This is a genomic window from Cobetia sp. MC34 (genome assembly GCF_018340035.1).
GTDB classification, from domain to species: Bacteria; Pseudomonadota; Gammaproteobacteria; order Pseudomonadales; family Halomonadaceae; genus Cobetia; species Cobetia amphilecti.
In genome coordinates, this window is the sequence record NZ_JADPPY010000017.1 from 13,428 (window position 1) to 37,116 (window position 23,689).

General features: G+C 64.8%; 19 protein-coding genes. 9 read left to right on the forward strand and 10 right to left on the reverse strand.

What is annotated here, in order from left to right; genetic code table 11:
• Positions 1–93: 93 nt before the first annotated feature.
• From IZU87_RS10675 to IZU87_RS10710, 8 genes are all read right to left on the reverse strand, one after another.
• Positions 94–1,137: a lysophospholipid acyltransferase family protein gene (locus IZU87_RS10675; protein WP_213114491.1), complete on the reverse strand. Its 1,044-nt coding sequence runs from the start codon at positions 1,135–1,137 to the stop codon at positions 94–96.
• On the reverse strand, positions 1,134–1,997 hold the full coding sequence (locus IZU87_RS10680) for a glycosyltransferase family 2 protein (RefSeq protein WP_249330540.1): 864 nt from the start codon (positions 1,995–1,997) through the stop codon (positions 1,134–1,136). Before IZU87_RS10680 ends, IZU87_RS10675 begins: the two co-directional genes overlap by 4 nt.
• Positions 1,994–4,030 carry an ApeI family dehydratase gene (locus IZU87_RS10685; protein ID WP_213114492.1) on the reverse strand — a complete coding sequence of 679 codons (2,037 nt, stop codon included), beginning with the start codon at positions 4,028–4,030 and terminating at the stop codon, positions 1,994–1,996. The genes IZU87_RS10680 and IZU87_RS10685 overlap by 4 nt, the downstream gene beginning before the upstream one ends.
• 126 nt (positions 4,031–4,156) lie before the next feature.
• Positions 4,157–4,774: a COG4648 family protein gene (locus tag IZU87_RS10690; protein WP_249330541.1), complete on the reverse strand. Its 618-nt coding sequence runs from the start codon at positions 4,772–4,774 to the stop codon at positions 4,157–4,159.
• On the reverse strand, positions 4,771–5,043 hold the full coding sequence (locus tag IZU87_RS10695) for an acyl carrier protein (protein WP_349305180.1): 273 nt from the start codon (positions 5,041–5,043) through the stop codon (positions 4,771–4,773). Before IZU87_RS10695 ends, IZU87_RS10690 begins: the two co-directional genes overlap by 4 nt.
• Positions 5,033–5,302 (reverse strand): phosphopantetheine-binding protein, encoded by a 270-nt coding sequence (locus IZU87_RS10700; protein WP_043331448.1) that lies wholly within the window; start codon positions 5,300–5,302, stop codon positions 5,033–5,035. The genes IZU87_RS10695 and IZU87_RS10700 overlap by 11 nt, the downstream gene beginning before the upstream one ends.
• Before the next feature lie 145 nt (positions 5,303–5,447).
• Positions 5,448–6,251 carry a lysophospholipid acyltransferase family protein gene (locus IZU87_RS10705; RefSeq protein ID WP_213114494.1) on the reverse strand — a complete coding sequence of 268 codons (804 nt, stop codon included), beginning with the start codon at positions 6,249–6,251 and terminating at the stop codon, positions 5,448–5,450.
• Positions 6,252–6,259: 8 nt separating this feature from the next.
• Positions 6,260–6,973, reverse strand: a complete 714-nt coding sequence (locus tag IZU87_RS10710) for a beta-ketoacyl synthase chain length factor (protein WP_213114497.1) — start codon at positions 6,971–6,973, stop codon at positions 6,260–6,262.
• A gap of 421 nt (positions 6,974–7,394) precedes the next feature.
• On the opposite strand from IZU87_RS10710, the gene IZU87_RS10715 reads away from it, so the two are divergent.
• Entirely contained in the window at positions 7,395–8,858 is a 1,464-nt protein-coding gene (locus tag IZU87_RS10715) for a TrkH family potassium uptake protein (RefSeq protein ID WP_213114498.1), read from the forward strand.
• An 85-nt stretch (positions 8,859–8,943) separates the two neighbouring features.
• Here the strand turns inward: IZU87_RS10715 and IZU87_RS10720 are convergent, their stop codons facing one another.
• Together IZU87_RS10720 and IZU87_RS10725 are read right to left on the reverse strand one after the other, a co-directional pair.
• Positions 8,944–10,212: a 1-acyl-sn-glycerol-3-phosphate acyltransferase gene (locus tag IZU87_RS10720; RefSeq protein ID WP_213114499.1), complete on the reverse strand. Its 1,269-nt coding sequence runs from the start codon at positions 10,210–10,212 to the stop codon at positions 8,944–8,946.
• Between the two features lie 62 nt (positions 10,213–10,274).
• Positions 10,275–11,195: a recombination-associated protein RdgC gene (locus IZU87_RS10725; protein WP_213114500.1), complete on the reverse strand. Its 921-nt coding sequence runs from the start codon at positions 11,193–11,195 to the stop codon at positions 10,275–10,277.
• Between the two features lie 346 nt (positions 11,196–11,541).
• Between IZU87_RS10725 and IZU87_RS18050 the strand changes: the two genes are divergently transcribed.
• From IZU87_RS18050 to rpsA, 8 genes are all read left to right on the forward strand, one after another.
• Positions 11,542–12,642 (forward strand): YHYH protein, encoded by a 1,101-nt coding sequence (locus IZU87_RS18050; RefSeq protein ID WP_213114501.1) that lies wholly within the window; start codon positions 11,542–11,544, stop codon positions 12,640–12,642.
• A 131-nt stretch (positions 12,643–12,773) separates the two neighbouring features.
• The gene (locus IZU87_RS10735; RefSeq protein ID WP_213114502.1) at positions 12,774–13,304 is read left to right on the forward strand and encodes an acyl-CoA thioesterase; all 531 of its coding nucleotides are present in this window, start codon (positions 12,774–12,776) and stop codon (positions 13,302–13,304) included.
• Between the two features lie 247 nt (positions 13,305–13,551).
• A complete protein-coding gene (gene gyrA / locus IZU87_RS10740) occupies positions 13,552–16,329 on the forward strand; it encodes a DNA gyrase subunit A (RefSeq protein ID WP_213114503.1) in 2,778 nt (925 codons plus the stop codon).
• 58 nt (positions 16,330–16,387) lie between these two features.
• Complete coding sequence (gene serC, locus IZU87_RS10745) at positions 16,388–17,482, forward strand: 3-phosphoserine/phosphohydroxythreonine transaminase (RefSeq protein ID WP_054555590.1); 1,095 nt, start codon at positions 16,388–16,390, stop codon at positions 17,480–17,482.
• 13 nt (positions 17,483–17,495) lie between these two features.
• Positions 17,496–18,635 (forward strand): prephenate dehydratase, encoded by a 1,140-nt coding sequence (gene pheA / locus IZU87_RS10750; RefSeq protein WP_213114504.1) that lies wholly within the window; start codon positions 17,496–17,498, stop codon positions 18,633–18,635.
• A gap of 68 nt (positions 18,636–18,703) precedes the next feature.
• Positions 18,704–20,935, forward strand: coding sequence for a bifunctional prephenate dehydrogenase/3-phosphoshikimate 1-carboxyvinyltransferase (locus tag IZU87_RS10755; RefSeq protein WP_213114528.1), 2,232 nt, complete (start codon positions 18,704–18,706; stop codon positions 20,933–20,935).
• Entirely contained in the window at positions 20,932–21,651 is a 720-nt protein-coding gene (gene cmk, locus IZU87_RS10760) for a (d)CMP kinase (RefSeq protein ID WP_043331443.1), read from the forward strand. The genes IZU87_RS10755 and cmk overlap by 4 nt, the downstream gene beginning before the upstream one ends.
• A 306-nt stretch (positions 21,652–21,957) precedes the next feature.
• Positions 21,958–23,637, forward strand: a complete 1,680-nt coding sequence (gene rpsA, locus IZU87_RS10765; protein ID WP_043331442.1) for a 30S ribosomal protein S1 — start codon at positions 21,958–21,960, stop codon at positions 23,635–23,637.
• Positions 23,638–23,689: the final 52 nt, after the last annotated feature.

The window sequence follows — 23,689 nt, forward strand, 5'->3', positions numbered from 1 at the left end:
GAGAAGCGTGAAAATGCGCTGAACGTGAAGACCGAACAAGGTGAAGGCTGCAGAGCCGGGCGCGAAGCAGCGTTGTCGCAGGCCCGGCGCGGATCAGGCGTCCTGTTTCGGAGCAGACGTGCTGTCTGGATTCGACGCGCTGTCTGGCGCCTGATGCCAGAAGTCGAAGAAGTTGAACCACTGCAGCGGATGGCGCTTCACGCGTGCTTCCAGATGACGGGCGTGACGCTGCATGGCCTGCTGGATCCACGCCTCGCGACCGCTGCGCTTGACGGCGCGGCTGTCATCGAAGGGCGCGAAATCGACCCGGAAACGCGGATGGGCGCCGCCCTGTTCGCGAATGCAGCTCAGGGTGTAGACGTGGCAGCGCAGCAGTGCGGCCAGCATGAAGGGGCCCTGCGGGAAGGGCGCGGGCTGATCGATGAAGTCACAGTGCAGCACGCGCGGTGAGGCCGCGGCACTCGCCGGCGACGCGGGTCTGCTGCCTTCTGCCGTGTTGGCTTCTGCCTTGGCATCGTCGACGGTGGGCGGAATCGGCACGCGGTCGGCGGCGATGACCACGAAGCCGCCGCGATTGACGCGATCGCCCAGCGCCATGGCGGTGGCAGGCGTGATCTCGCTGACTTCGATCATCTGCGGCGGCTTGCGACCGGTGGCCTGCTCCAGCAGCTGATTGAACTTCTCGGCGTGGCGAGTGTGTACCAGCGCGCACAGGTCGATGTCGTGACGCTCGCCGATGGCATTGATCACATCCAGATTGCCGTGGTGAGCGACGAGAATGATGCCGCCCTCGCCACGCAGCGCGGCGTCGCGCAGGTCTTCCGGGCCGGTGCCGGTCAGCGAGGTCAGCGGAATCTCACCGCTCCAGGCCGAGACCTTGTCCATGATCGCCTCACCGAACTGCATGAAGTGGGCAAAGCTTCTCGCCCACAGACGCACGCCGCCAAGCTCTGGCTCGAGGCGCTTGAGGAAGTCGAAGGAGGCGCGCCGCGCCACCCCGCGCAGCAGGAAGTACCACACCAGCACCGGGAACAGCGCGATGCGAAACGGCCAGGCACCGAGGCGACGACGAATCATCACCATCAGGCGCATGCCAGTGGTGGAGCCGGTTTCCGACAGGCGTGCCCAATGGGTCATTCGTGTTTCCCCTTCGCGTCGTCAGGCTGCGAGGGGCGACTGACATGAGTGGATGGCGACTTGCCATTGCGTCCCGACAGCGTGCGCCAGGCAAGTTTCGGTGAGCGCAGCAGCATGCCGAGGAACAGCCGCGTGTGCATGGCGCTGATCAACAGGTTGTCGTGACCGGGGCGGAAGTGGCTGACGCCTCCGGTGGGATAGCTGACATGCACCGGCAGATTGGCGACCTCGCCATCGGCCCAGTACCAGCGCACCAGCACCTCGGTGTCGAAGGACATGCGGTCGCCACAGTCATGACGCGCCAGCAGACGGTTGGTGGCGGCCAGCGGATAGAGGCGCACGCCGCACATGGTGTCGCGGATGGCCAGCGACAGGGTGTTGATCCACACCCATATGTGCGAGGCGTAGCGGCCATAGAAGCGGATGCGCGGCACGCTGGCGTCGTATTGCGGATAGCCGATCTGCAGGCAGTCGGGGTTTTCCTGCATGCCGTTGAGGAAGGCGGGCAGATCGCCGACATCGTGCTGTCCATCGGCGTCCACCTGCAGGGCATGGGTGAAGCCGAGCTGCTCGGCTGCCTGCAGGCCGCTGCGTACGGCAGCGCCCTTGCCGCCGTTCTGCTCGCGACGCACCAGGTGATGACCCTCGGCTGCTAGCTGATCCAGCACCGCGGCGCAGGGTGCGCTGCAGCCATCATCCACCAGCACGATGGGCAGTCCGAGCGGCGCCAGACCCGCACACACGCCGGCGATGGTGGCGGGGTGGTCGTAGACCGGAATCACCACGCAGGCGCGCAGTGACGACTCGCGGCTGGGGGGAGAGGATGTGTGGCCGGTCATCGGCGCCTGGGGCTGGCTCATGACGCCTCCGGTGTGGGTGTCGTCTGGGGTGAACTAAGTGGCGAACTGAGAGGTGAACTGAGAGGTGTGTCATCGGTTTCAGCACCGTAGCGCAAGCGGCCGCTGGCGTGCAGGCCCGCGCGGGATTCCAGGCGGAAGTCGACGCGCAGGCCGTGGCTGTCGGCGACCAGTGTCGCAGCCAGCGTGAAGCGCATGCCCGGCAGCAACAGGTTGGAGAACTTGATGCGCTCCAGACGCTGAAAACGGCTTTCCTGCACGCCGACGCCCGCCAGGCGCAGGCGGCGACCGAGATCGCGAGCCCACTTGAGCATCACCACGCCTGGCACCAGTGGCTGGGCGGCGAAATGACCCTCGAGATAGCACAGGCTGTCGGGCACCTCGGCTTCCAGCGTCAGCTGCTGCGGGCCGCTGGAGGTCTCGCCCAGCCAGCGTGGCAGACGATGATCGTCGAGGTCGGCAAACAGTCGCGCGACGGAATCCGCCGTGAACTTGCCCTGGGCATTCAGCGGCAGGCGCGTGACGAAGCGCCAGTAGCGCGGCAGGGCGATGCGCTCGAAGCCCGGCATCAGTGCACGGCGCAGCCGCGCGATCAGGTCGCGGCGGCTGGCGTGGTCCTGCGGCAGCGCGCTCTCGTCCATCACCACCACTGCGCCCAGGCGATGATCGCGGGTGGGCATCGGCAGGCAACGTACCTCCAGCACCTCCGCTTGCGCGCTGAGGCAGCGCTCCACCGCGCTCAACGAGACCCGCTTGCCGGCCAGCTTGACCAGCCGATCACTGCGCCCCAGTAGCTGGAAGCGTGGCGCCGCCTGCTGCTCGCCTTGCGACGGCGTCTCAGCCGCCACTGGCGCGGCGTTGTCGGCCTGCTGCCACCACTGGTCTGGCTGCTCCAGAAACGGCGAGCGCACCGCGAAGGCGGGCGAGAAGCGGAGCTCGACCTCCGGCAGCGGTGTCCAGTGGGGCGTCTCGTGCTGGCGGCGATGCGCGATGCCGCCCGTCTCGGTGCTGCCGTAGATCTCGATCACCGGCGCCTGCAGGCAGTTCTCGGCGTGGCGGGCGGCCTCGGCCGGCAGCGGGGCACCTGAAGAGAAGACCCGCAACAGCTGAGCCTGAGCCTGGCCCGCCACGCGGCTCCCGTCACTGGCCTGGGGCAGGCGCGCCAGCTGGGCCGGCGAGCTGACCAGCTGGCAGCGATGCCCGAGGCCGGACAGCTGCGCGATGGCGGCGGCCAGCTGCTCCGGGTAATGACAGGCTTCGCTGAGAAACGTTACCCCTTCGCTGAGCGGGCGCAGCAGCGACACCAGCAGACCGTAGATGTGCTGGTGACTGACCTGGCTGAGGCTGACGGTGCCTGTGCTTGGCTCAGACGCTGAGTCAGTGTCTGACGCCAGCGGCCACAGCGTGCGATGCACGGCCAGTTCGGCCTCGAGCTGATCGAAGCGCTTGGCGATGCGCAGCGGCTCACCGGTGGAGCCGGAAGTGCAGAGTTCCAGCGCGAGACGCGCGCCGTCGGGTGTGATCTCGAACGGTGTATGCGGTGCGGCGGTAGAGCTGACAGCGCCGGTAGAGCCGGTAGAGCTGGCGGTGCCGGGTTGCTCTGGCGGCCAGCCAGCGGCGCTGGTCTCGGGCAGCTTGCCATCACTGCTCTCGGCCAGGCGGGCCAGGGTTTCCGGGCGGTCATCGCCGGGTAGCACGGCGAGCATGCCGCGCTCCCACAGCGCCAGCAGCTGCACGCAGGCGCCAAGCGCCGTGGGCTGGAACAGCACCCAGCGTGCGCCGGGCCGGCGGCCAGCATGCGCTGCGGGCAGGTTGTCCAGCCACTGATGCCAGGCATCGACGCGTGCCATCAGCTCGGCACGACTCAGCGGGCGCAGCGGCTGACCGGGACTGGCCAGCCAGCAGGCCGGCGCCGCGGGTGCGAGTCGGGCGAGCTGGCGCCAACCCTGATGGATGAGGGAGGTGGCGCGCTGGGCGGCGTCTTGCTCAGTGGAGCGTGCGGTGGCGCGGCTGGCAGGCTGGCGGGCATCAGACATGTGAGGCAGGCAACTCTTCAGAAAGTCGAATTCATCTGGGGGCGTATCCACGCCGGGCGTATCCATGCATGGACTCAGCTATCGATAGCCGAGCTCATCGATAGCCAAGCTCATCGATAACCGAACTCAGCCATCGGCGCGGCGCAGGCGACGGCGTACCAGCCATTCGCCGCAGAACAGCAGCCCCATCAGCACGTAGCTCACCAGGCCGTTGTAGAGCGTCCAGGTCGCTAGGTCGGCATACAGCGCCGTGGCCGCGGCGACACTGGCATTGAAGACGAAGAAGCCGCACCACACACGGGTGACCTTGCGGGTATAACGCACGCCGGCGGCGGGCAGATCAGGCTCCTGCAGACGCGCCAGACGCTCGATGACCGGCATGCCGCGCCACAGACTGGTGGCGAACACGCTGAGCATGGCCAGATTGACCAGCACCGGATAGGCGCGCAGCCCCAGTTCCGCCTCGCTGAGCAGGCTGATGGCGATCAGCAGCGCGGCCAGCGTCAGGCGCAGGATCAAGGGCAGGGGCAGACGCTGGATCAGCAAGGCGCCCAGCGCGATCAGTGCCCACACCCAGGGCGAGACATGTCCGCTGGTCGCGTCGCCCGCCGGGTCTGCCGTCAACCGCGAGAGCAGGGCATAGACCAGCAGCGGCCAGCACACGGCAGCCACCACGCCCAGCCCGCCGAGCAGCAGGCTCGTCAGTGACGGGCGCCGCCTTCGACCAGAGGACAATGACGTCATGCCTGGCGCTGCATCAGCTGCTCGACGGCGGTCACGACGTCATCGAGGCTGCGTACGTTCTTGAAGTCATTGGCTTCGATGCGACGGCCGGTGAACTTCTTGAGTTCGACCACCAGGTCCACCGCATCGATGCTGTCGATATCGAGGTCTTCATAGAGCAGCGCCTCGGGGTGGATGTCAGCGGCATCGATCTCGAACAGCTCGATCAGGGTGCTGCGCACATGGGCATAGATCTCTTCGCGGGACGCGGTCTGTTGCTCAGCGCTCACGACGGGCCTCCACGAGTTCACGCAGGGCATTGAGGCTGGCGAAATGCGCGCGGGTGTCCTCGGCTTCGGCGTCCAGCGTGATGCCGTACTGCTTCTGCAGCGCGAGACCGAGCTCCAGGGCGTCAATCGAGTCCAGTCCCAGGCCGTCCACGAACAGCGGTTCATCGGCGACGATGTCGTCCGGCGTGATGTCCTCAAGCTCCAGGGTGTCGATGATCAGTTGCTTGAGTTCCAGTTCCAGCTTGGCGCTATCGCTCATGAGTATTCCTCGTGTCGGCGTACCGATAATGGCCGGTATGAATGGCAGCAGGCTTTATTAACGGCGGGAAGGCCGAATATCTTAATCCGTTTTTCTCGCTATCTGATCAGCATCGAGATCAGGGGCAGTGCGGCGCAGCGCGTTGTCATAACTCGCGAATCCGTTGCTGGAAGGCGGCCAGCTCAGCGGCAAAGTCGCTGGCCAGGCGGCGCGTCAACTGGCGGGCATCGCGTGACAGCGGCACCTCATCCTCTGCTGCCGGTGGCGGTGCGACATGCGCCGTCATGTCCGGCAGTACCTTGATATTGAGCATCACCCGCCGGGCCGGGATGTGATACCAGGGCTCGCCCTTGGTCAGGGTGCTGGGCTGGCAGTCGATCAGCACGGGGGTGATCTCGCTGGGCGTGCGCAGCGCGATGTTGGCGGCGCCGCGGCGGAATTTCAGCGCGCGCCCGGGCACGCTGCGCGTGCCCTCCGGAAACAGGATCAAGGCATTGCCGCGCGCCAGGCTCGCGCCGGCGGCCTCGAGCACGCCCTGCGGCTCTTCATTGGTGATGTAGCCCGCGGCGCGGATGGGGCCACGGGTGAAAGGGTTGCGTGCCAGCCGCCCCTTGACCACGCAGTCGGCGTGGGGAATCAGCGCGAGCAGGAAGACCACGTCGATCAGCGTCGGGTGATTGGCCAGCACCAGCAGGCCCGGGCGTTGCAGGCGCTCGCAGTCGTGCAGGCGATAGTCGAGCACGCCCAGGCCGCGCATCAGACCCACGAAGCCGCGCATGCAGTGATGGATGATGCTGCGCGCGAGCTTCTGTCGTTTCTCGGGGCGGCGTACCACCAGTGTCAGCAGTGGCCACGTTCCCCCCACCAGCAAGCCGCCCAGCCCGAAGGTCAGGAAGCTGATGGCCGTGGCGATGCCACGCCACAGGCGCCCGAGGGGTGACGACAGCATGCGTGGCATCAGTCTGCTGGCGGCGTCGGTGAGGCGGCGTGAGCGCGGCTCAGCTGCCAGTGATGGCGACGACAGGCGAGCGCCTCAGCCCCGGCCTGCTCAAGCCAGGCGATGACCTCAAGCGGCGTCGGGGCGCTGTCCGTCAACGATTCGCCAGGCGTGGCGCTCAGTGTCCATGCGCTGTCATCCTCACTGCTGCGGCTCAGGCGCAGGGCGACGGCGCTGGCGCAGGCCGGGTAGTCACCGTGGTGCAGGAAGGCCTCCGGCGCGGTGATATCGGAGAACAGCACGATGACGTCCTCGCGCTCGCTCAGATAGCCGAGCGCCTCGCTCATCAGCGCCTCGAATTCGTTGCCGCAGGCGGCGAGGGCTTCCAGCGGCTGATGGGACTTGCCGGTGATCGAGTACATGCCCAGCACGGCGTTGTGCACCGAGAGCGAGAAGCGCGCCGGTGACAGGGCTTCGTCGGACTGGGTGGCGGCATCCAGCAGGGCGAGAATCTTGCCGGTATCGCCATGACGCGAGGCATGGATGATGGGCAGGTCGGCGTCAGGGTCGAGCGCGAACAGCAGCTTGCAGCAGGCCTGGCCGACCGGGCTGAGTCGACGACGCTGCATGGCCGGGACTTGCTCGGCACGCGGGGAGGGGGTGATATCTACGCGGCTGTCGTGGGCGGTGCGGGTCGCACTCGCCTGCCAGGCTCGCCAATCAGTCAGACGCATGAGGTTCTTGTCCGTGAACGCATCGTTGCCATATTGGGGCCTCAGTGTACCGCACAGGGGTTGGGCAGCCCAACCGGACTCAGGCGTGTTGGCACTGAGCAGGCGGCGTGGCTACGCGTGTCGTTGGCAGGATAGCAGCTAGCAGGGCGGTACAAGGCGCCTGATGTGAGGTGTCGGGGCGCGATGTCCTGCGGCGGGCCACCGCTGTGGCGGCGCTGGACAGCGGCGGAAGAGGGTGTAGGGTATCGCCGCACTGAGGCTGGCGCCCGGGGCGTCATGGGGTAAAACGCTGAGGACGCACAATGATGACGGTCATCAACAGGTCGGTGGCATGAAGGGTGGCTCGCGGGACCTGCTGCGTAGACGAGCGCGCGCAAGCGCTCGCGCAGGGCAGGCGACCCGAGCGCATTCGCAGGCGCTGATGCGCCTTCTTTCGCTCTCGGAGTGGTTGCCGGTCATCCGGGTACTCGGCCTGCTGCTGTGCGTGGTGGCCTTGATGATGCTGGCGCCCTTGCTGGTGTTGCTCGGTGAAGCGGATGCGGATGCCAGTGCCTTTCTGATCTCGCTGGGCATCACGCTCGGCTCGGCGGCCATCATGCTGACGGTATCGCGCAAGGTGGAGCTGCAACTCAAGCCGCGTGCGATGTTCGTGCTGACGACGCTGAGCTGGGTGCTGGTGTCGGCCTACTCGAGCCTGCCGTTGATCTTCGGTGCGACCCACCTGGGCGTGACCGATGCCGTGTTCGAATCGGTGTCGGCGATCACCACCACCGGCTCGACCGTGCTGTCTGACATCGAAGGGCTCTCGGATGGTCTCAAGCTGTGGCGCGGCCTGATGCAGTGGGTCGGTGGTATCGGCATCATCGTGATGGCGATCGCGATCCTGCCGTTTCTGAAGGTCGGCGGCATGCGCCTGTTCCAGACCGAATCCTCGGACTGGTCCGACAAGGTGCTGCCGCGTGCCGGTGGCGTGGCCAAGGCCATCGGGCTGGTCTATGTCGGGCTGACGTTGCTGGCCATCGTCTGTTACTGGCTGGGCGGCATGCACTGGCTGGATGCGCTGGTGCATGGCATGACGTCGCTGGCCACCGGCGGTTTCTCCAATTACGACAGCTCGATGGGCGTCTATTCCGACCGGCCCTATCTGCTGTGGATGGCCTCGGCTTTCATGTTGCTGGGGGCGCTGCCCTTCGTGCTGTTCATCCGTGCCTGGCAGGACCAGGCCGGTGTCCTGTGGCGTGATGCCCAGGTACGCGGCTTCCTGCGTCTGCTGGGGTGGGTGATCGTCTTGCTGACGCTGTATCGCGTCGTCAATGGCGAGCCCATCTTCACGGCGCTGACCCAGGTGACCTTCAATGTCATCTCGGTGGTGACGACTACCGGCTACGCCAGCGACGACTACAGTGCCTGGGGGCCCTTTGCGGTGGTGGCCTTCTTCTATCTGACCTTCGTCGGCGGCTGCAGCGGCTCGACCAGCGGCGGCATGAAGATCTTCCGCCTGCAGATCGGCCTGATCATGCTCGGCAACCATCTGCGCTCGCTGATCCATGCCAATGGCGTCTTCTCGCAGCGCTACAACGGCCGCGCGCTGCCCGATGAGGTGGTGCGCGCCGTGATCGCCTTCTCGTTCTTCTTCTTCATCACCATCGGTGGCCTGGCGCTGGCGCTGTCGTTCATCGGGCTGGATCTGATCACCGCGGTGACCGGCGCCGCCACGGCCGTCACCAATGTCGGCCCGGGACTGGGCGAGATCATCGGCCCGGCGGGCAACTTCTCGAGCCTGCAGGACAGTGCCAAGTGGTTGCTGTGCATCGGCATGCTGATGGGGCGTCTCGAGATATTGACCGTGCTGGTGCTGTTCTCGCCTAGCTTCTGGCGCAAGTAGCGGCCCACGAAAAAGCCACCGTCGATTGACGGTGGCTTTTTCGTGGCAGGTACAAGACTCAAGTGTCTTGCTCCGCAGTGCTGGCTTACTGCGCGACCTTCTCGCCGTCCGTCGCCTCGGCGGCATCGAGCTTCTCATCGAGATCGATGGAGAGCCCTTCGCGATTGAGGATCGGGTTGGCGTATTGCACCAGCCACCAGTCCTTGAGCTCTGCGGGCACCTCTGCGAGGCGGTTCTCGAAGGTGGCGCGCTCGGCACCGCTGATGGCCGAGACATCCAGCGCCGAGGCCAGACGCGGCTCCTCACGCAGCTGCGGGCGGCTGGCGGCCAGCTTCTCGAGTGCCAGCTGATGGCTCGGGTAGAGGGTGTAGTAGGCCAGCACCTGACGGTCGACTTCCTTCACCACGTCTTCCGGGGTCTCGAAGTCGCCCTTGAGCGGCTCGCCGAACACCAGCTTGACGCGCCCCTTGTGGCCGCTGATACCCGCCGCGATGGACTTGATGTCCTCGTACTGCACCTTCTCGTAACGGCCTTCATTGGCGACGGACGCCAGCTCACGCGCCTTCTGCAGGTCACAGGGGTCGAGCTCGTAGCTGATCGACACCGGCACGATGTTGAGCTCGCTGACCGCCTCGCTGAACGGACGCGTCTTGTCGGCGGTGCGCGCCGCCATGGTCAGCATCTTGATGATGGCGCTCTCGGTGCCGTCACGGCCGTCCTTGGCGCGCCCTTCACGCTGGGCCAGCCAGATGGAGTGCTGGTCGTGGGTCAGCGAGTGGCGGATATAGCCCGACAGCGACTGGTAGGCGGCCAGCATCGCGCGCTTGCCCTTGGCGGAGCGCGGCACGATGAAGCTCTTGTTGAGGCGCATCAGGTCGGTGACGAAGGGCTTCTGCAGCAGGTTGTCACCGATGGCGATGCGCACCGTGTCACGCCCGTGACGATAGAGGGCGTAGTTGACGAAGGCCGGGTCCAGCGAGATATCGCGATGGTTGGACAGGAACAGATACGGCGTGTCCGGGGACAGGCGCTCCAGCCCCACCGTCTCGAAGCTGGTGGTGGTGGTGTGGATCATGCGCGCCATGTAGACGGCGATGCGGCTCTGGAAACTGGCAACATCCTTGACGCCAATCATCTCGCGCTTGATGGCCAGGCGCGCGATCTGGCGTGCCAGCCACGGGAAACGCTGGGTCAGGCCCGGCAGGCGGAAGCGAGTCAGGGTGTCGAGCAGCTCGCGGTCCTGCTCCAGGCGTACCAGCACCTCCGCTACCTCGTCGTCGTGGTAGGGGCGAATATCGGCGAACGGGTCCTGTTCGCTGGTCGTGGCAGGCTTGGGTGTTGCAGTGTCAGTCATCGACGCACGTCATCCGGGTTTGTCATTCTGAAAAAAGAGAAGGTCGGCAGCGGGCCCAAGGCTCAGCTGGCGGGCTGAGCTTCACCACCCAGCCAGGCGGTCATCTGCTCGATCACGCCGGACAGCACCTGAGCCATCAGCGCGAAGTCGGTCTCCAGACGCAGGATGGGGTCTTCGCCGTCATCCTGGGCGTTGGCTTCATCGACCACGGCATCGGCGAACTTGAGGCTCTTGAGCGCCATGTCCTCACCGAGCACCAGCGCGACGCGACCATCGACTTCCAGCGCCAGCTTGCTGACCACGCGGCCCAGATTCAGCGCCGTCTGGATTTCCTCGCCGTCGAGGTCGAACTGGCGCGCACGCAGCACGCCATCCTCGCCACCCGGCGCCTTGAGTTCGACCTGATCACCGACGATCAGGTCTTCCGGGCGCGAGCTGACATCCTTCAGCCAGGTAGTCATCACCTGGGAAGGCGGTTGCGCGACGGCCAGCGGCGTGACCTTGAGCGTGCCCAGTGTCTGACGCAGCAGGTCCAGCACTTCCTCGGCGCGCTTGGCATTCGAGGCGTTGACGGCGATCAGGCCGCGCCGGCTGTCCCACCACAGGTCGGTGCGCGAGGAGCGCGTGAAGGCGCGCGGCAGCAGCTCTTCGTAGATCTGCTCCTTGAGGGTCAGCTTCTCGCGGCGAGGCAGCGGGCGGCCTTCGGCGGTCTCGCGCTCGGCCACGCGCTCCTCGAGTTCTTCCTTGACCACGGCGGAGGGCAGTACGCGCTCCTGGCGCAGAGCGCTGATCAGGAAATGGCCCTGAATCTCGTGCACCAGCAGGTCGCTGTTGCGACCGCCAGGTGCCACCCAGCCGATACGCTTGGCTTCGACGCCGGTGACCGGGCGGAAGACATGCTCCGGCAGGGCGTCGGCGAGACGACCCTCTTCCAGCGGTGCGCTATCGTGCAGGCGATACAGTTGCAGGTTCTTGAACCACATGCGACCAGTCCTTGAGTCCGGTGAACGGGGGCTGCCCGTCTGAATGGCGCATATTATGGCGAAACTCATGCGGCGGGTCATCCGCCGTGGACGTGACCCTGCGTCACACTGCGGTTGCCGACCATCGCGCGCGAGCGCAAAGACATACTGTGTGCACGCTGTGGCGCTAGTCTGAGATCGACCTGGCGGTGCGCGGTCTGGCGGTTTGCGGTATCGCCCGACAGATATCGATCAGCAGGCATCGACCCGCAGGCATCGACCCGCAGGCATAGACCATCAGACTTGAGACGCGGAGGGCGGCAGAGTGATCGACGATGTTGTTGTGGAGGCTGCTGTGGAGAATGTTGTGGAGAGCAGCGCTTCAGGCGCGAGCGCGCTGAAACGGACACGACCACTGACGCTGGCGGCGCTGACCCTGCTGCTGTTCGGCTGCAACGGGGAGCATGACGCCCACGACAAGGCGGCCAGTGCGGCCGAGACCAGTGCAACGGTCACGAAAGAGGCAGCCGCTGTCGGCGAATCTGCCCCGGCGACGGTCGGGCTGGAGCCTGAGAGGTTTGCCGAGGGCGCGATCGTCGGTGAGGTTGAGACCGTCGACTGCACCCTGAGCTGCGGCACGCAGACGACCTGCTATCAGTTCCGTGTGGCCGGTGCGCCCGCGGACCCGCAAACCTCGCCGGAGGGGCCTTTCTGCCCGCCCAATATCCATTCCGGTGAGGAGGAAGGCGGCACCTGGATGGATGGCGAGGGCACCCTCTATCAGGTGGACGGCGAGTTCATCAAGAATCTGGCCACTCTCTACAAGGACAAGGAGTGGCAGATGTACGACGTCAACACGGGCGAGATCACCGTGATCGATGGCGCGCGTGGCTGCGAGGTGGCGGGAAACCCGAACCCCATCGAAGGCTTCGACAACTTCTGTCTCGAGTGTCCGCTTGAGGAGCTGGGCGGTGGCATCGAGAAGACTGTCGTGATTCCCAAGGTACCGATGCCGGCCGCCGAGCCGACCTCGCTTGCCGGCCGCTCCAACACCGGCGTGGCGCTCAATGGCGTGCTGTTCGGCCCGCCGGCACCGCTGGAGCTGATCCTGAGCTCTCACACCCTGGGGGTGCTCGATGATTGTGGCGCGCATGCCAATCCGCATGAGGGCTATCACTATCACACCGCCACTGGCTGCTCCGAGATCGGCATTCAGGAAGATGGTCATTCGCCGATGATCGGCTATGCGCTGGATGGCTATGCCATCTATGCCAGAGAGGACAAGGACGGCAACATCCCCGCTGATCTGGATGAGTGTGGCGGTGAGACGGACCCGGTGCGTGGCTATCACTGCCACGCCTTGGCGCCGGGGGTTAACCAGATCTTCGGCTGCTTCATGGGCGAGAAGGGGCACTTCCTCGACGAGGAGGGCGGCGAGAGGCCACCGCAGGGTCCGCCCGGCGAGTAGCCGCCTTGTAGGGATGGCGAGCAGGGCCGGTGCCATCATTCAGCCAAGCGTTTGTTTTTCTGTCCGTCACCGGCATAAGATCAGCTGACGATGGCCACACGGCGCGATCGTTTCACGGACGGGAGGCAGGGATGCAACACGACAGCAATCCACCGCAGGCAGCGGACGGCAGTCACACAGACATCGGCGATCACACAGACGTCGGCAATCACGCAGGCGTCGTCAGTCGCACGACTCTGACGGTGCGTGGCTACCATCTGGATGGCTATGGGCACGTCAACAATGCCCGCTATCTGGAATTCTATGAGGAAGGGCGCTGGGAGTTCATGCTCGCGCATCTCGATCTGGCCGCGCTCAAGCGCGAAGGCATCGCGATGGTGGCGGTCAACCTCAATCTGGATTGGCACTATCCCGCCACCGTGCATGATGAGCTGGTCATCACCACGCGGCTGGCCGAGCTCGGGCGACGCAAGATGATCATGCGTCAGGAGATCCATCTGGGCGAGCGGCGCATGGGCGAGGTGCATCCGCGTTCCGGGGCGCTGGTCTCCAGGGCGGACTTCACCTTCGTGCTGATGAATACCGACACCGGTCGCGCCATGCCGCTGGACGGCGAGATCGGCGCGCTGCTGGGCGCGTTGGTCAGTGAAGAAACGGCCTGATCGCCGTCAGCGGCGAGGCATGAGCCAGCAGGCCGCGCATATTGACGGCCGTACTACCGTACTGAGGTGTCCTTGCGGCGTCGTGTGAGCTGCTAGGCGCGCTCGCAAGTGATATAATGCCGCCACTTCGGTGCCGCGGAGCTGGCACCCCGTGTCTGCTTCACGCCACTGCCGCGCTGCAGTACCGACGGAGCATGCGTCGTTGCTGCAGTGGCGCCAACAGTTGAGTTCAAGGATTTGACGAATCATGGGTGAGATCGCCAGAGAGATACTGCCAGTCAACATCGAGGACGAGCTCAAGCAGTCGTATCTCGATTACGCGATGAGCGTCATCATCGGGCGTGCCTTGCCGGATGTTCGCGATGGCCTCAAACCGGTTCACCGTCGCGTACTGTTCGCGATGCACGAGCTGAACAATGACTGGAACAAGGCCTACAAGAAATCTGCCCGTGTCGTCGGCGATGTGATCGGTAAATACCACCCGCACGGTGACAGTGCGGTCTACGACACCATCGTCCGCATGGCCCAGTACTTCTCCATGCGTTATGTGCTGGTGGATGGTCAGGGCAACTTCGGTTCCATCGATGGCGACAGCGCCGCGGCGATGCGTTACACCGAGGTGCGCATGGCGCGCCTGGCGCACGAGCTGCTGGCCGACCTCGAGAAGGACACCGTCGATTGGGTCGACAACTATGACGGCACCGAGCGCATTCCTGCCGTGCTGCCGACCAAGACCCCGAACCTGCTGGTCAATGGCTCCTCCGGTATCGCCGTGGGCATGGCCACCAACATCCCGCCCCACAACATGGGCGAGGTCATCGATGGCTGTCTGGCGCTGATCGACAATGGCGATCTGACCATCGATGAGCTGATGGAATTCATTCCGGGGCCGGACTTCCCGACCGCCGGTATCATCAACGGCCGTGCCGGCATCCTCGATGCCTACCGCACCGGTCGTGGGCGTATCTACGTGCGTGCCGTGCATACCATCGAGCACAACGACAAGAACGGCCGTGATCACATCATCATCACCGAGCTTCCCTACCAGGTGAACAAGGCGCGTCTGATCGAGAAGATCGCCGAACTGGTCAAGGACAAGAAGATCGAGGGCATCGCCGAGCTGCGTGACGAGTCCGACAAGGACGGTCTGCGCGTGGTCATCGAGACCAAGCGTGGCGAGTCCGGTGAAGTGGTCGTCAACAACCTCTTCTCCCAGACCCAGCTCGAGACCGTGTTCGGCATCAACATGGTCGCGCTGCACGAAGGTCAGCCGAAGATCCTGAATCTCAAGCAGATTCTGGAATCCTTCGTGCGTCACCGTCGTGAAGTCGTCACCCGCCGCACCCTGTTCGAACTCAAAAAGGCGCGTGAACGTGGCCACATTCTTGAAGGTCTGGCAGTGGCGATCTCGAACATCGATGAGGTGATCGAGCTGATCAAGGGCTCGCCGAGCGCGGCGGAAGCCAAGGAAAAACTGATCGATCGCGAATGGCAGCCGGGTCAGGTGGTCGAGATGCTCGAGCGCGCCGGTGCCACTTCCTGCCGTCCGGAAGATCTGCCGGAAGGCCTGGGGCTGTCTGAAGACGCCAAGCACTACCGTCTGTCGCCGGCCCAGGCTCAGGCCATCCTCGAGCTGCGCCTGCATCGCCTGACCGGCCTCGAGACCGAGAAGCTGCTGGCCGAGTACTCCTCCATCCTCGAGCGCATCGCCGAGCTGATGGAGATCCTGTCCTCTGCCGACCGCCTGATGGAAGTCATCCGCGAAGAGCTGCGCGAAGTGCGTGCCCAGTACGCCGATGAGCGCCGCACCGAGATCATGACCAGCCGTCGTGACCTGACCATCGAAGACCTCATCAACGAGGAAGACATGGTGGTGACGGTCTCGCGCAGCGGCTATGCCAAGACCCAGCCGCTGTCTGACTACCAGGCCCAGAAGCGTGGTGGCCGCGGCAAGTCCGCCACCTCGATGAAGGACGAGGATGTCATCGAGCATCTGCTGGTCGCCTCGACCCACGACACCGTGCTGCTGTTCTCCAACAAGGGCAAGGTGTACTGGCTCAAGGTCTACGAGATGCCGCAGGCGTCACGTGGCTCGCGCGGCAAGCCGCTGGTCAACCTGATTCCGCTGGACGACGGCGAGTGGGTCACCACCATCCTGCCGGTGCGCGATTACGCCGCCGACAGCTACATCTTCTTCGCCACCGCCAACGGCACGGTCAAGCGCACCGCGCTGAGCCAGTTCTCGCGTCCGCGCAGTGTCGGCCTGATCGCGCTGGACATCGAGGAAGGTGACCGTCTGATCGGTGCCGACATCACGTCCGGTTCCGACCACGTCATGCTGGTGTCCTCCAACGGCAAGGCGATCCGCTTCGAAGAGCAGAACGTGCGCGTGATGGGCCGTACCGCCCGTGGTGTGCGCGGCATGCGTCTGCTCGACGATGCCCAGGTCATCAGCCTGATCATTCCGCGCACCACCGCGATCGATGACAACGAGATCGAGGTCGATGACGCCGCGGATGCGACGGCAGAAGGCGTCGAGAGCGCTGATGTGGCAACCACCGAGGGCGCGTCGGAAGACAGCGTCGCCAGCGGTGAGGTGCCGCAGTGCTACATCCTGACCGCGTCCGCCAATGGCTTCGGCAAGCGCACGCGCCTGGAAGAGTTCCCGCTGCGTGGCCGTGGTGGCCAGGGCGTGATCGCGATGCAGACCAGCGAGCGCAACGGTGACCTGGTCAGCGCGGTGCAGGTCAGCGACAACGACGAACTGATGCTGATCACCGACCGTGGCACCCTGGTACGTACCCGCGTCGCCGAGGTGTCCACCACCTCGCGCAACACCCAGGGCGTGACCTTGATCCGCACGGCGGAAGAGGAGCGTCTGGTGACGACGGTGCGTGTCGACGAGCCGGAAGAGGTCGTCGTGGTGCAGGATGAGCTGGACGAAGAGGCGCTGAGCACCGACGAACAGGTGCAGGCGGGAGATGACGCCGAGTCGACGGATACCCCGCCGACAGACGCGGAATAAGACGCTGGATTGCGACCGCCTTCGGGGCGGTCGCTTCACTTTCGGGAAATAAGACGACATGACACGCAAGTTCAACTTCTGCGCCGGTCCTGCTGCACTGCCGACCGCTGTCCTGGAGCGCGCCCGCGCCGAGATGCTGGATTATCAGGGCCGCGGACTGTCCGTCATGGAGATGAGTCATCGCTCCGACGAATTCGTGGCCATCGCCGAGAAGGCCGAGGCGGACCTGCGCGAACTGCTCGAGATTCCGTCCAACTATCGCGTGTTGTTCATGCAGGGTGGCGCCTCGACCCAGTTTGCGGGTGTGCCGCTGAACCTGCTGGGCGCGGGTGGCAGTGCCAACTATCTGTATACCGGTATCTGGGGCAAGAAGGCGATCAAGGAAGCCGAGCATCTGGCGGTGGGCAGCCACGTGGCGGCCTCCAGCGAGAGCAATGGCCTGATCGCCGTGCCGCGCCAGAACGCGATCCAGCTCTCGGGCGATGTGGGCTATCTGCACTACACCGCCAACGAGACCATCGGCGGCCTCGAGTTCGACTATATCCCCGAGGTGGCAGCGGATGGCGTGCCGCTGGTGTGTGACATGTCGTCTTCCATCCTGTCTGGCCCGCTGGATGTCAGCCGTTTCGGCGTCATCTATGCCGGCGCCCAGAAGAACATCGGTCCGGCGGGTCTGACGCTGGTCATCGTGCGCGAAGACCTGCTCGATCGTGCCCGCAAGGACTGCCCGACCATGCTGAACTGGAAGACGGCCGCCGAGGCCAACTCCATGTTCAACACGCCGCCGACCTACGCCTGGTATCTCTCCGGGCTGGTGTTCGAGTGGCTCAAGGATGAGGTCGGTGGCCTCGCCGCCATGAACGCGATCAATGATCGCAAGGCGCAGGCACTCTACGCGGCCATCGATGGCAGCGACTTCTATTCCAACCCGATCGTCACCGAGAACCGCTCACGCATGAACGTGCCGTTCGTGCTGGCCGATGACCGTCTCGACAAGACCTTCCTCGCCGAGTCCGAAGCGGCGGGTCTCTTGAATCTGGCCGGTCACCGCAGCGTCGGTGGCATGCGTGCCAGCCTCTACAACGCCGTGCCGGAAGCTGCCGTCACTGCGCTGGTGGACTTCATGGGCGACTTCGCGCGCCGTCATGGCTAAGGGAGGAGGTGAGATGTCGGATTCCAAGGAGAGCCCTGCGCCGCAGGCGGCGGGCAAGGCGGTGACGCTGGACGACCTGCGTCAGCGCATCGATGCCATCGACAACGAGCTGCTGAACCTGATCAGCGAGCGTGCGGGCTGCGCGCAGCAGGTTGCCGAGGTCAAGCTGGCGGCCGGTGACGTGGGCGAGGATGGCCAGGTGCAGTTCTATCGCCCGGAGCGCGAAGCCCAGGTGTTGCGTCGCATCATGGCCAACAACCCCGGCCCGCTGAAAGGCGAGGAGATGGCGCGTCTGTTCCGCGAGATCATGTCCGCCTGTCTGGCGCTGGAGCAGCCGATCCACCTGGCCTATCTCGGCCCGGAGGGCACCTTCACCCAGCAGGCCGCGCTCAAGCACTTCGGTGACAGCGCCGTGACCAAGCCGATGGCCGCCATCGACGAGGTGTTCCGCGAAGTCGAGGCGGGCGCGGTGCAGTACGGTGTGGTGCCGGTGGAGAACTCCACCGAGGGCGTCATCAACCACACGCTGGACTCGTTCATGGGCTCGCAGCTCAAGATCTCCGGCGAAGTGGTGCTGCGCATTCACCATCACCTGCTGGTGGGCCCGAATACGCGTCGCGAGAAGATCTCGCGCATCTATTCCCACGCCCAGTCGCTGGCCCAGTGCCGCAAGTGGCTGGATGCCCACTTCCCGCACGCCGAGCGCATCGCGGTGTCCTCGAATGCCGAGGCCGCGCGTCAGGTGCGCACCGAATGGCACAGTGCGGCGATTGCCGGTGACATGGCGGCCAAGCTCTATGAGCTGGAGAAGGTCGAGGAGAAGATCGAGGACAGCCCCGACAACTCGACGCGCTTCCTGATCATCGGTGACAGCTCGGTACCGGCGTCCGGCGATGACAAGACCTCCATCGTGGTGGCGATGCGCAACCAGCCGGGGGCACTGCACGACCTGCTGGCGCCGTTCCACCGTCACCAGATCGACCTGACCCGCGTCGAGACGCGTCCGTCCCGTTCCGGTGCCTGGAACTACGTCTTCTTCATCGACTTCCGTGGCCACCGCGATGACCCGCTCATCACGGCGACGCTGGAAGAGCTGCGCCAGTGCGCGGCGGACGTCAAGGTGCTCGGGTCCTACCCGGTCGGTGTGCTGTGAGCGAGGTTGACCACGTGCGCCATGCTGCGCCGTCAGACCTGCTGTCCTCGCTGCCGTCAGCGGAGCGCCTGGCCGGCGAGCGGCGTATCCTGCTGGTCGGGCTGGGCTTGATCGGTGGCTCGCTGGCGGCTGCATTGCGCGCGGCGGGCCATCGCGGCGAGATTCTCGCCTGTGATCGTGACTCCAACGAGATCTGCCTCGGCCAGCGCATGGGGCTGATCGACGGTGGCAGCACGCAACTGGCGGCGCTGGTGCCGGGCGCCTCGCTGATCGTGCTGTGCGTGCCGGTGATGGCGATGCAGAGCGTGATGGCCGAACTGGCGCCGTTGCTGGATGATGACGCCGTCATCACCGATGTCGGCAGCACCAAGGGCGCGATCCGCGATGCGGCGCTCGGCGTTTTCGGTCGCATGCCGCCGAATCTGGTGCTCGGTCACCCGATCGCCGGCTCCGAGAAGAGCGGTGTCGCGGCGTCCAATCCCGAGCTCTATCGCGATCACAAGGTGATCCTGACGCCGGAGCCCGATAGCGATGCCGAGGCCGTGGCACGCGTGGCGGCCATGTGGTCGGTATGTGGTGCCCAGCTTCTGAGCATGAGCGTGTCGCGCCACGATGAAGTGCTGGCGCGCACCAGTCACCTGCCGCACCTGCTGGCGTTCTCGCTGGTCGACAGCCTGGCGCGCCAGGATGAGCGGCTGGAGATCTTCCGCTACGCGGCGGGCGGTTTCCGTGATTTTACGCGCATCGCGGGCAGTGACCCGGTGATGTGGCGCGACGTCTATCTGGCCAACCGCGATGCGGTGCTGGAGGCGTTGGATGAATTCGAGGCCGGGGTAGCGCGGGTGCGCGCTGCCGTGACCGCGGGCGATGGTGAGGCGATGCTGGGGATATTCACCCGCGCAAGCCACGCCCGACACTACTTCAATACCCTCTTGAAACAGACGAGTTATCAGACCATGGAACAGCAGAACGTGCGGTACCGTGCACTGCCGGGTGGGCAGGTTCAGGGGCGCATTCGTGTGCCGGGCGACAAGTCCATGTCGCATCGCTCCATCATGCTGGGCGCATTGGCGACCGGCGTGACCGAAGTCGAAGGCTTCCTGGAAGGGGAAGACAGCCTGGCCACGCTGCAGGCCTTCCGCGACATGGGTGTGGTCATCGAAGGCCCGCATCAGGGGCGTGTCACCATCCACGGTGTGGGTCTCAACGGTCTGAAGCAGCCGCCGGGCCCGCTGTATGTCGGCAACTCCGGCACCGCGATGCGCCTGTTCGCCGGTCTGCTGGCCGGTCAGGCCTTCGACACCGAGCTGACCGGTGATGCCTCGCTGACCAAGCGTCCGATGGACCGTGTCGCCAATCCGCTGCGCGAGATGGGCGCGGTGATCGATACCGCAGACAACGGCCGTCCGCCGCTGCGTATCCACGGTGGTCAGCCGCTCAAGGGCATCCGTTACGAGATGCCGATGGCGTCCGCGCAGGTCAAGTCGTGCCTGCTGCTGGCCGGTCTCTACGCCGAAGGCGAGACGCGTGCCATCGAGCCGGCGCCGACGCGTGACCACACCGAGCGCATGCTCAATGGCTTCGGCTACAAGGTCGAGCGTCAGGGCGCCGAGGCATGGCTGAACGGTGGCGGCAGCCTCGAAGCCTGCCCGATCGACGTGCCGGCCGACATCTCCTCCGCGACCTTCTTCCTGGTCGCCGCGGCCATCACGCCGGGCTCCGATCTGGTGCTGGAGCACGTCGGTATCAACCCGACGCGCATCGGTGTGATCAACATCCTCAAGGCGATGGGTGCCGACCTGAGCGTCTCCAATGAGCGCGAAGTCGGCGGCGAGCCGGTGGCAGACCTGCACATCCGTTATGCGCCGCTCAAGGGCATCGACATTCCGGAAGACCAGGTGCCGCTGGCCATCGACGAATTCCCGGCACTGTTCATCGCCGCCGCCAACGCCGAGGGCATGACCCGTCTGCGTGGCGCCGAGGAGCTGCGCGTCAAGGAATCCGATCGCATCCAGGTGATGGCGGATGGTCTGGCGCAGATCGGCGTCGAGCACGAAGTGGTCGCGGACGGCATCGACATCCGTGGCGGCGCCTACGGTGGCGGACTGGTCGACAGCCACGGCGATCACCGCATCGCGATGGCCTTCAGTGTCGCGGCGCTGCGCGCCCAGGGCGAGATCCTGATCGACGACTGCGCCAATGTCGCGACCTCCTTCCCGAACTTCGTGGCGCTGGCCGCTGAAGTCGGCATGCAGGTCGAGAACCTCGGTGCCGTGGCACCCGGCCAGGAGGCTTCATGAGCGGGGAAGCGACACCTCATCACAGCCAGATCTGCGACGCGCCGGTGTTGACCCTTGATGGCCCCGGCGGGGCAGGCAAGGGCACCATCAGTCGTCTGGTCGCGGCGAGCCTGGGCTGGCATCTGCTGGATTCCGGTGCTCTGTATCGCCTGACGGCACTGGCCGCCGAGCGTCATGGCGTGGCGCTGGAAGACGAGGATGCCGTGGCGACCATCGCCGAGCACCTCGATGTGCAGTTTGACGCCGAAGGCGACGCCACTAGCGTGATTCTGGAAGGCGAGGACGTCACCCGTGACATCCGTCTCGAGTCGGTCGGCAACAATGCCTCCATCATCGCGGCCCAGCCGCGTGTGCGGACTGCACTGCTGGCGCGCCAGCGCGCCTTTGCGCGTGCGCCGGGCCTGGTGGCCGATGGTCGCGACATGGGCACGGTGGTCTTCACCGGTGCGCCGCTCAAGATCTTCCTGACGGCAAGCGCCGAGGAACGTGCGCGTCGTCGTCATGCCCAGTTGCAGGAAGCGGGTGTCGATGCTAATATTTCGAGCCTTTTGACAGAAATACAGGCGCGCGATGCGCGTGACATGGGCCGGGCAGTCGCCCCGCTCAAGCCTGCAGACGACGGCGTGATCCTCGATACGACGGATCTCGACATCGACCAGGTGATCGAACGCATCCAGCAGCTGCTGGTCGAATACGGCTTGGTAGCGGCGCGCTGAGACTCGAGTCTCAGCCTGTAGGTCGTCAGAACAACGGATTGATCGCCTGCTGTTGCAATACGGCCTCAGGGTCGGGCAGCAGCGGGTTTCGCTCGCTTCGCGAGTGATGATGCAGAACCCAGATGACACCGAGGTGTCATCAACCCCCCGGCAAGGTGTCATGGGGTGCATCGGCGGCAAGCGGAAAGCCGGTGTATCTCGAACCAGCGTCAACGCCCCCGGGGATATGTAGATATGGCCCGTGCTTGCTGGTGGTACGGAGACTGCGGTGCAAGCCGCCCCAAACGTTGATCATGTAGGAATACCATGAGCGAGAGCTTTGCTGATTTATTTGAACAGTCACTCCAGGACATCAACATGGAGCCGGGCGCAATCGTGTCCGCTACCATCGTGGATATCGATGGTGACTGGATCACTGTCAATGCCGGTCTGAAGTCTGAAGGTCAGATTCCGTCTGAACAGTTCCGTGACGAAAGTGGCCAGCTGTCCATCAGCATCGGCGACGAAGTCATGGTTGCACTGGAAGCCGTGGAAGATGGCTTCGGTGAGACCCGCCTGTCCCGCGAGAAGGCCAAGCGTGCCGAAGCGTGGAAAGAGCTGGAAGCCGCCTTCGAGAAAGACGAGATCGTCAAGGGCGTGATCAACGGCAAGGTCAAAGGTGGCTTTACCGTCGACATCAACACTATCCGTGCCTTCCTGCCGGGTTCTCTGGTCGATGTCCGCCCTGTGCGCGACACCGCCCACCTCGAGAACAAGGAACTGGACTTCAAGGTCATCAAGCTCGACGCCAAGCGCAACAACGTTGTCGTGTCCCGTCGTGCCGTCCTCGAAGCCGAGAACAGCGCTGAGCGTGAAGCCCTCCTGGCCACTCTGCAGGAAGGTCAGCAGATTCAGGGTATCGTCAAGAACCTGACCGACTACGGCGCCTTCGTCGACCTCGGCGGCGTTGACGGCCTGCTGCACATCACCGACATGGCATGGAAGCGCATCAAGCATCCGTCCGAGATCGTTGCTGTCGGCGACGAGATCAATGTCAAGGTGCTGAAGTTCGACCGCGAGCGCAACCGTGTGTCTCTGGGTCTCAAGCAGCTGGGCGAAGATCCGTGGGTCAACATCAAGGCTCGCTACCCGGAAGGCGCCAAGATCAACGCACGCGTCACCAACCTCACCGACTACGGCTGCTTCGCCGAGCTGGAAGAGGGCGTCGAAGGTCTGGTCCACGTGTCCGAAATGGATTGGACCAACAAGAACATCCACCCGTCCAAGGTCGTCAATGTCGGCGATGACGTGGAAGTGATGATTCTGGACATCGACGAAGAGCGTCGTCGTATCTCCCTGGGTATCAAGCAGTGCACCACCAACCCGTGGGAAGACTTCAGCGGCAAGCACAACAAGGGCGACCGTGTCTCCGGTACCATCAAGTCAATCACTGACTTCGGTATCTTCATCGGTCTGGAAGGCGGCATCGACGGCCTGGTTCACCTCTCCGACATTTCCTGGAACGAAGCTGGCGAAGAAGCCGTGCGTCGTTACAAGAAGGGCGAAGAAGCTGAAGCGGTCATCCTGTCCATCGATCCGGAACGTGAGCGCATCTCTCTGGGCGTCAAGCAGCTCGAGAGCGATCCGGTCTCCGAGTACCTGGCCGTCAACGACAAGGGCGCTATCGTGTCCGGTCGTGTTGTCGACATCGATGCCAAGGAAGTTCAGGTAGAGCTGGCGACTGACGTCATCGCTATCCTGAAGGCTTCTGAAATCAGCGCTGACCGTGTCGAAGACGCACGCAACGTCCTGAGCGTCGGCGATGCTGTCGAAGCCAAGATCGTCGGTGTGGATCGCAAGAGCCGCCTGATCAACCTGTCCGTCAAGTCCAAGGACCAGGTTGAAGCACCGCGTCGCGATGCTGCCAAGCCGCGTACCCAGGAAGTCGAGAGCAACGGCCCGACTACCATCGGTGATCTGATCAAGCAGCAGCTGGGTCAGGAGTGATCCCGAGACACTCCGCCTCCTCGTGAGGTGGGGTGTCCGGATCCACGCTGAG

What these genes read in the sequence shown, in the direction of transcription:
- IZU87_RS10675 (WP_213114491.1), bottom strand. Translation starts at nt 1,137, where the DNA reads ATGACCCATTGGGCACGCCTGTCGGAAACCGGCTCCACCACTGGCATG.
- IZU87_RS10680 (WP_249330540.1), bottom strand. Translation starts at nt 1,997, where the DNA reads ATGAGCCAGCCCCAGGCGCCGATGACCGGCCACACATCCTCTCCCCCC.
- IZU87_RS10685 (WP_213114492.1), bottom strand. Translation starts at nt 4,030, where the DNA reads ATGTCTGATGCCCGCCAGCCTGCCAGCCGCGCCACCGCACGCTCCACT.
- IZU87_RS10690 (WP_249330541.1), bottom strand. Translation starts at nt 4,774, where the DNA reads ATGACGTCATTGTCCTCTGGTCGAAGGCGGCGCCCGTCACTGACGAGC.
- IZU87_RS10700 (WP_043331448.1), bottom strand. Translation starts at nt 5,302, where the DNA reads ATGAGCGATAGCGCCAAGCTGGAACTGGAACTCAAGCAACTGATCATC.
- IZU87_RS10705 (WP_213114494.1), bottom strand. Translation starts at nt 6,251, where the DNA reads ATGCTGTCGTCACCCCTCGGGCGCCTGTGGCGTGGCATCGCCACGGCC.
- IZU87_RS10710 (WP_213114497.1), bottom strand. Translation starts at nt 6,973, where the DNA reads ATGCGTCTGACTGATTGGCGAGCCTGGCAGGCGAGTGCGACCCGCACC.
- IZU87_RS10715 (WP_213114498.1), top strand. Translation starts at nt 7,395, where the DNA reads ATGCGCCTTCTTTCGCTCTCGGAGTGGTTGCCGGTCATCCGGGTACTC.
- IZU87_RS10720 (WP_213114499.1), bottom strand. Translation starts at nt 10,212, where the DNA reads ATGACTGACACTGCAACACCCAAGCCTGCCACGACCAGCGAACAGGAC.
- IZU87_RS10725 (WP_213114500.1), bottom strand. Translation starts at nt 11,195, where the DNA reads ATGTGGTTCAAGAACCTGCAACTGTATCGCCTGCACGATAGCGCACCG.
- IZU87_RS10735 (WP_213114502.1), top strand. Translation starts at nt 12,774, where the DNA reads ATGCAACACGACAGCAATCCACCGCAGGCAGCGGACGGCAGTCACACA.
- gyrA (WP_213114503.1), top strand. Translation starts at nt 13,552, where the DNA reads ATGGGTGAGATCGCCAGAGAGATACTGCCAGTCAACATCGAGGACGAG.
- serC (WP_054555590.1), top strand. Translation starts at nt 16,388, where the DNA reads ATGACACGCAAGTTCAACTTCTGCGCCGGTCCTGCTGCACTGCCGACC.
- pheA (WP_213114504.1), top strand. Translation starts at nt 17,496, where the DNA reads ATGTCGGATTCCAAGGAGAGCCCTGCGCCGCAGGCGGCGGGCAAGGCG.
- cmk (WP_043331443.1), top strand. Translation starts at nt 20,932, where the DNA reads ATGAGCGGGGAAGCGACACCTCATCACAGCCAGATCTGCGACGCGCCG.
- rpsA (WP_043331442.1), top strand. Translation starts at nt 21,958, where the DNA reads ATGAGCGAGAGCTTTGCTGATTTATTTGAACAGTCACTCCAGGACATC.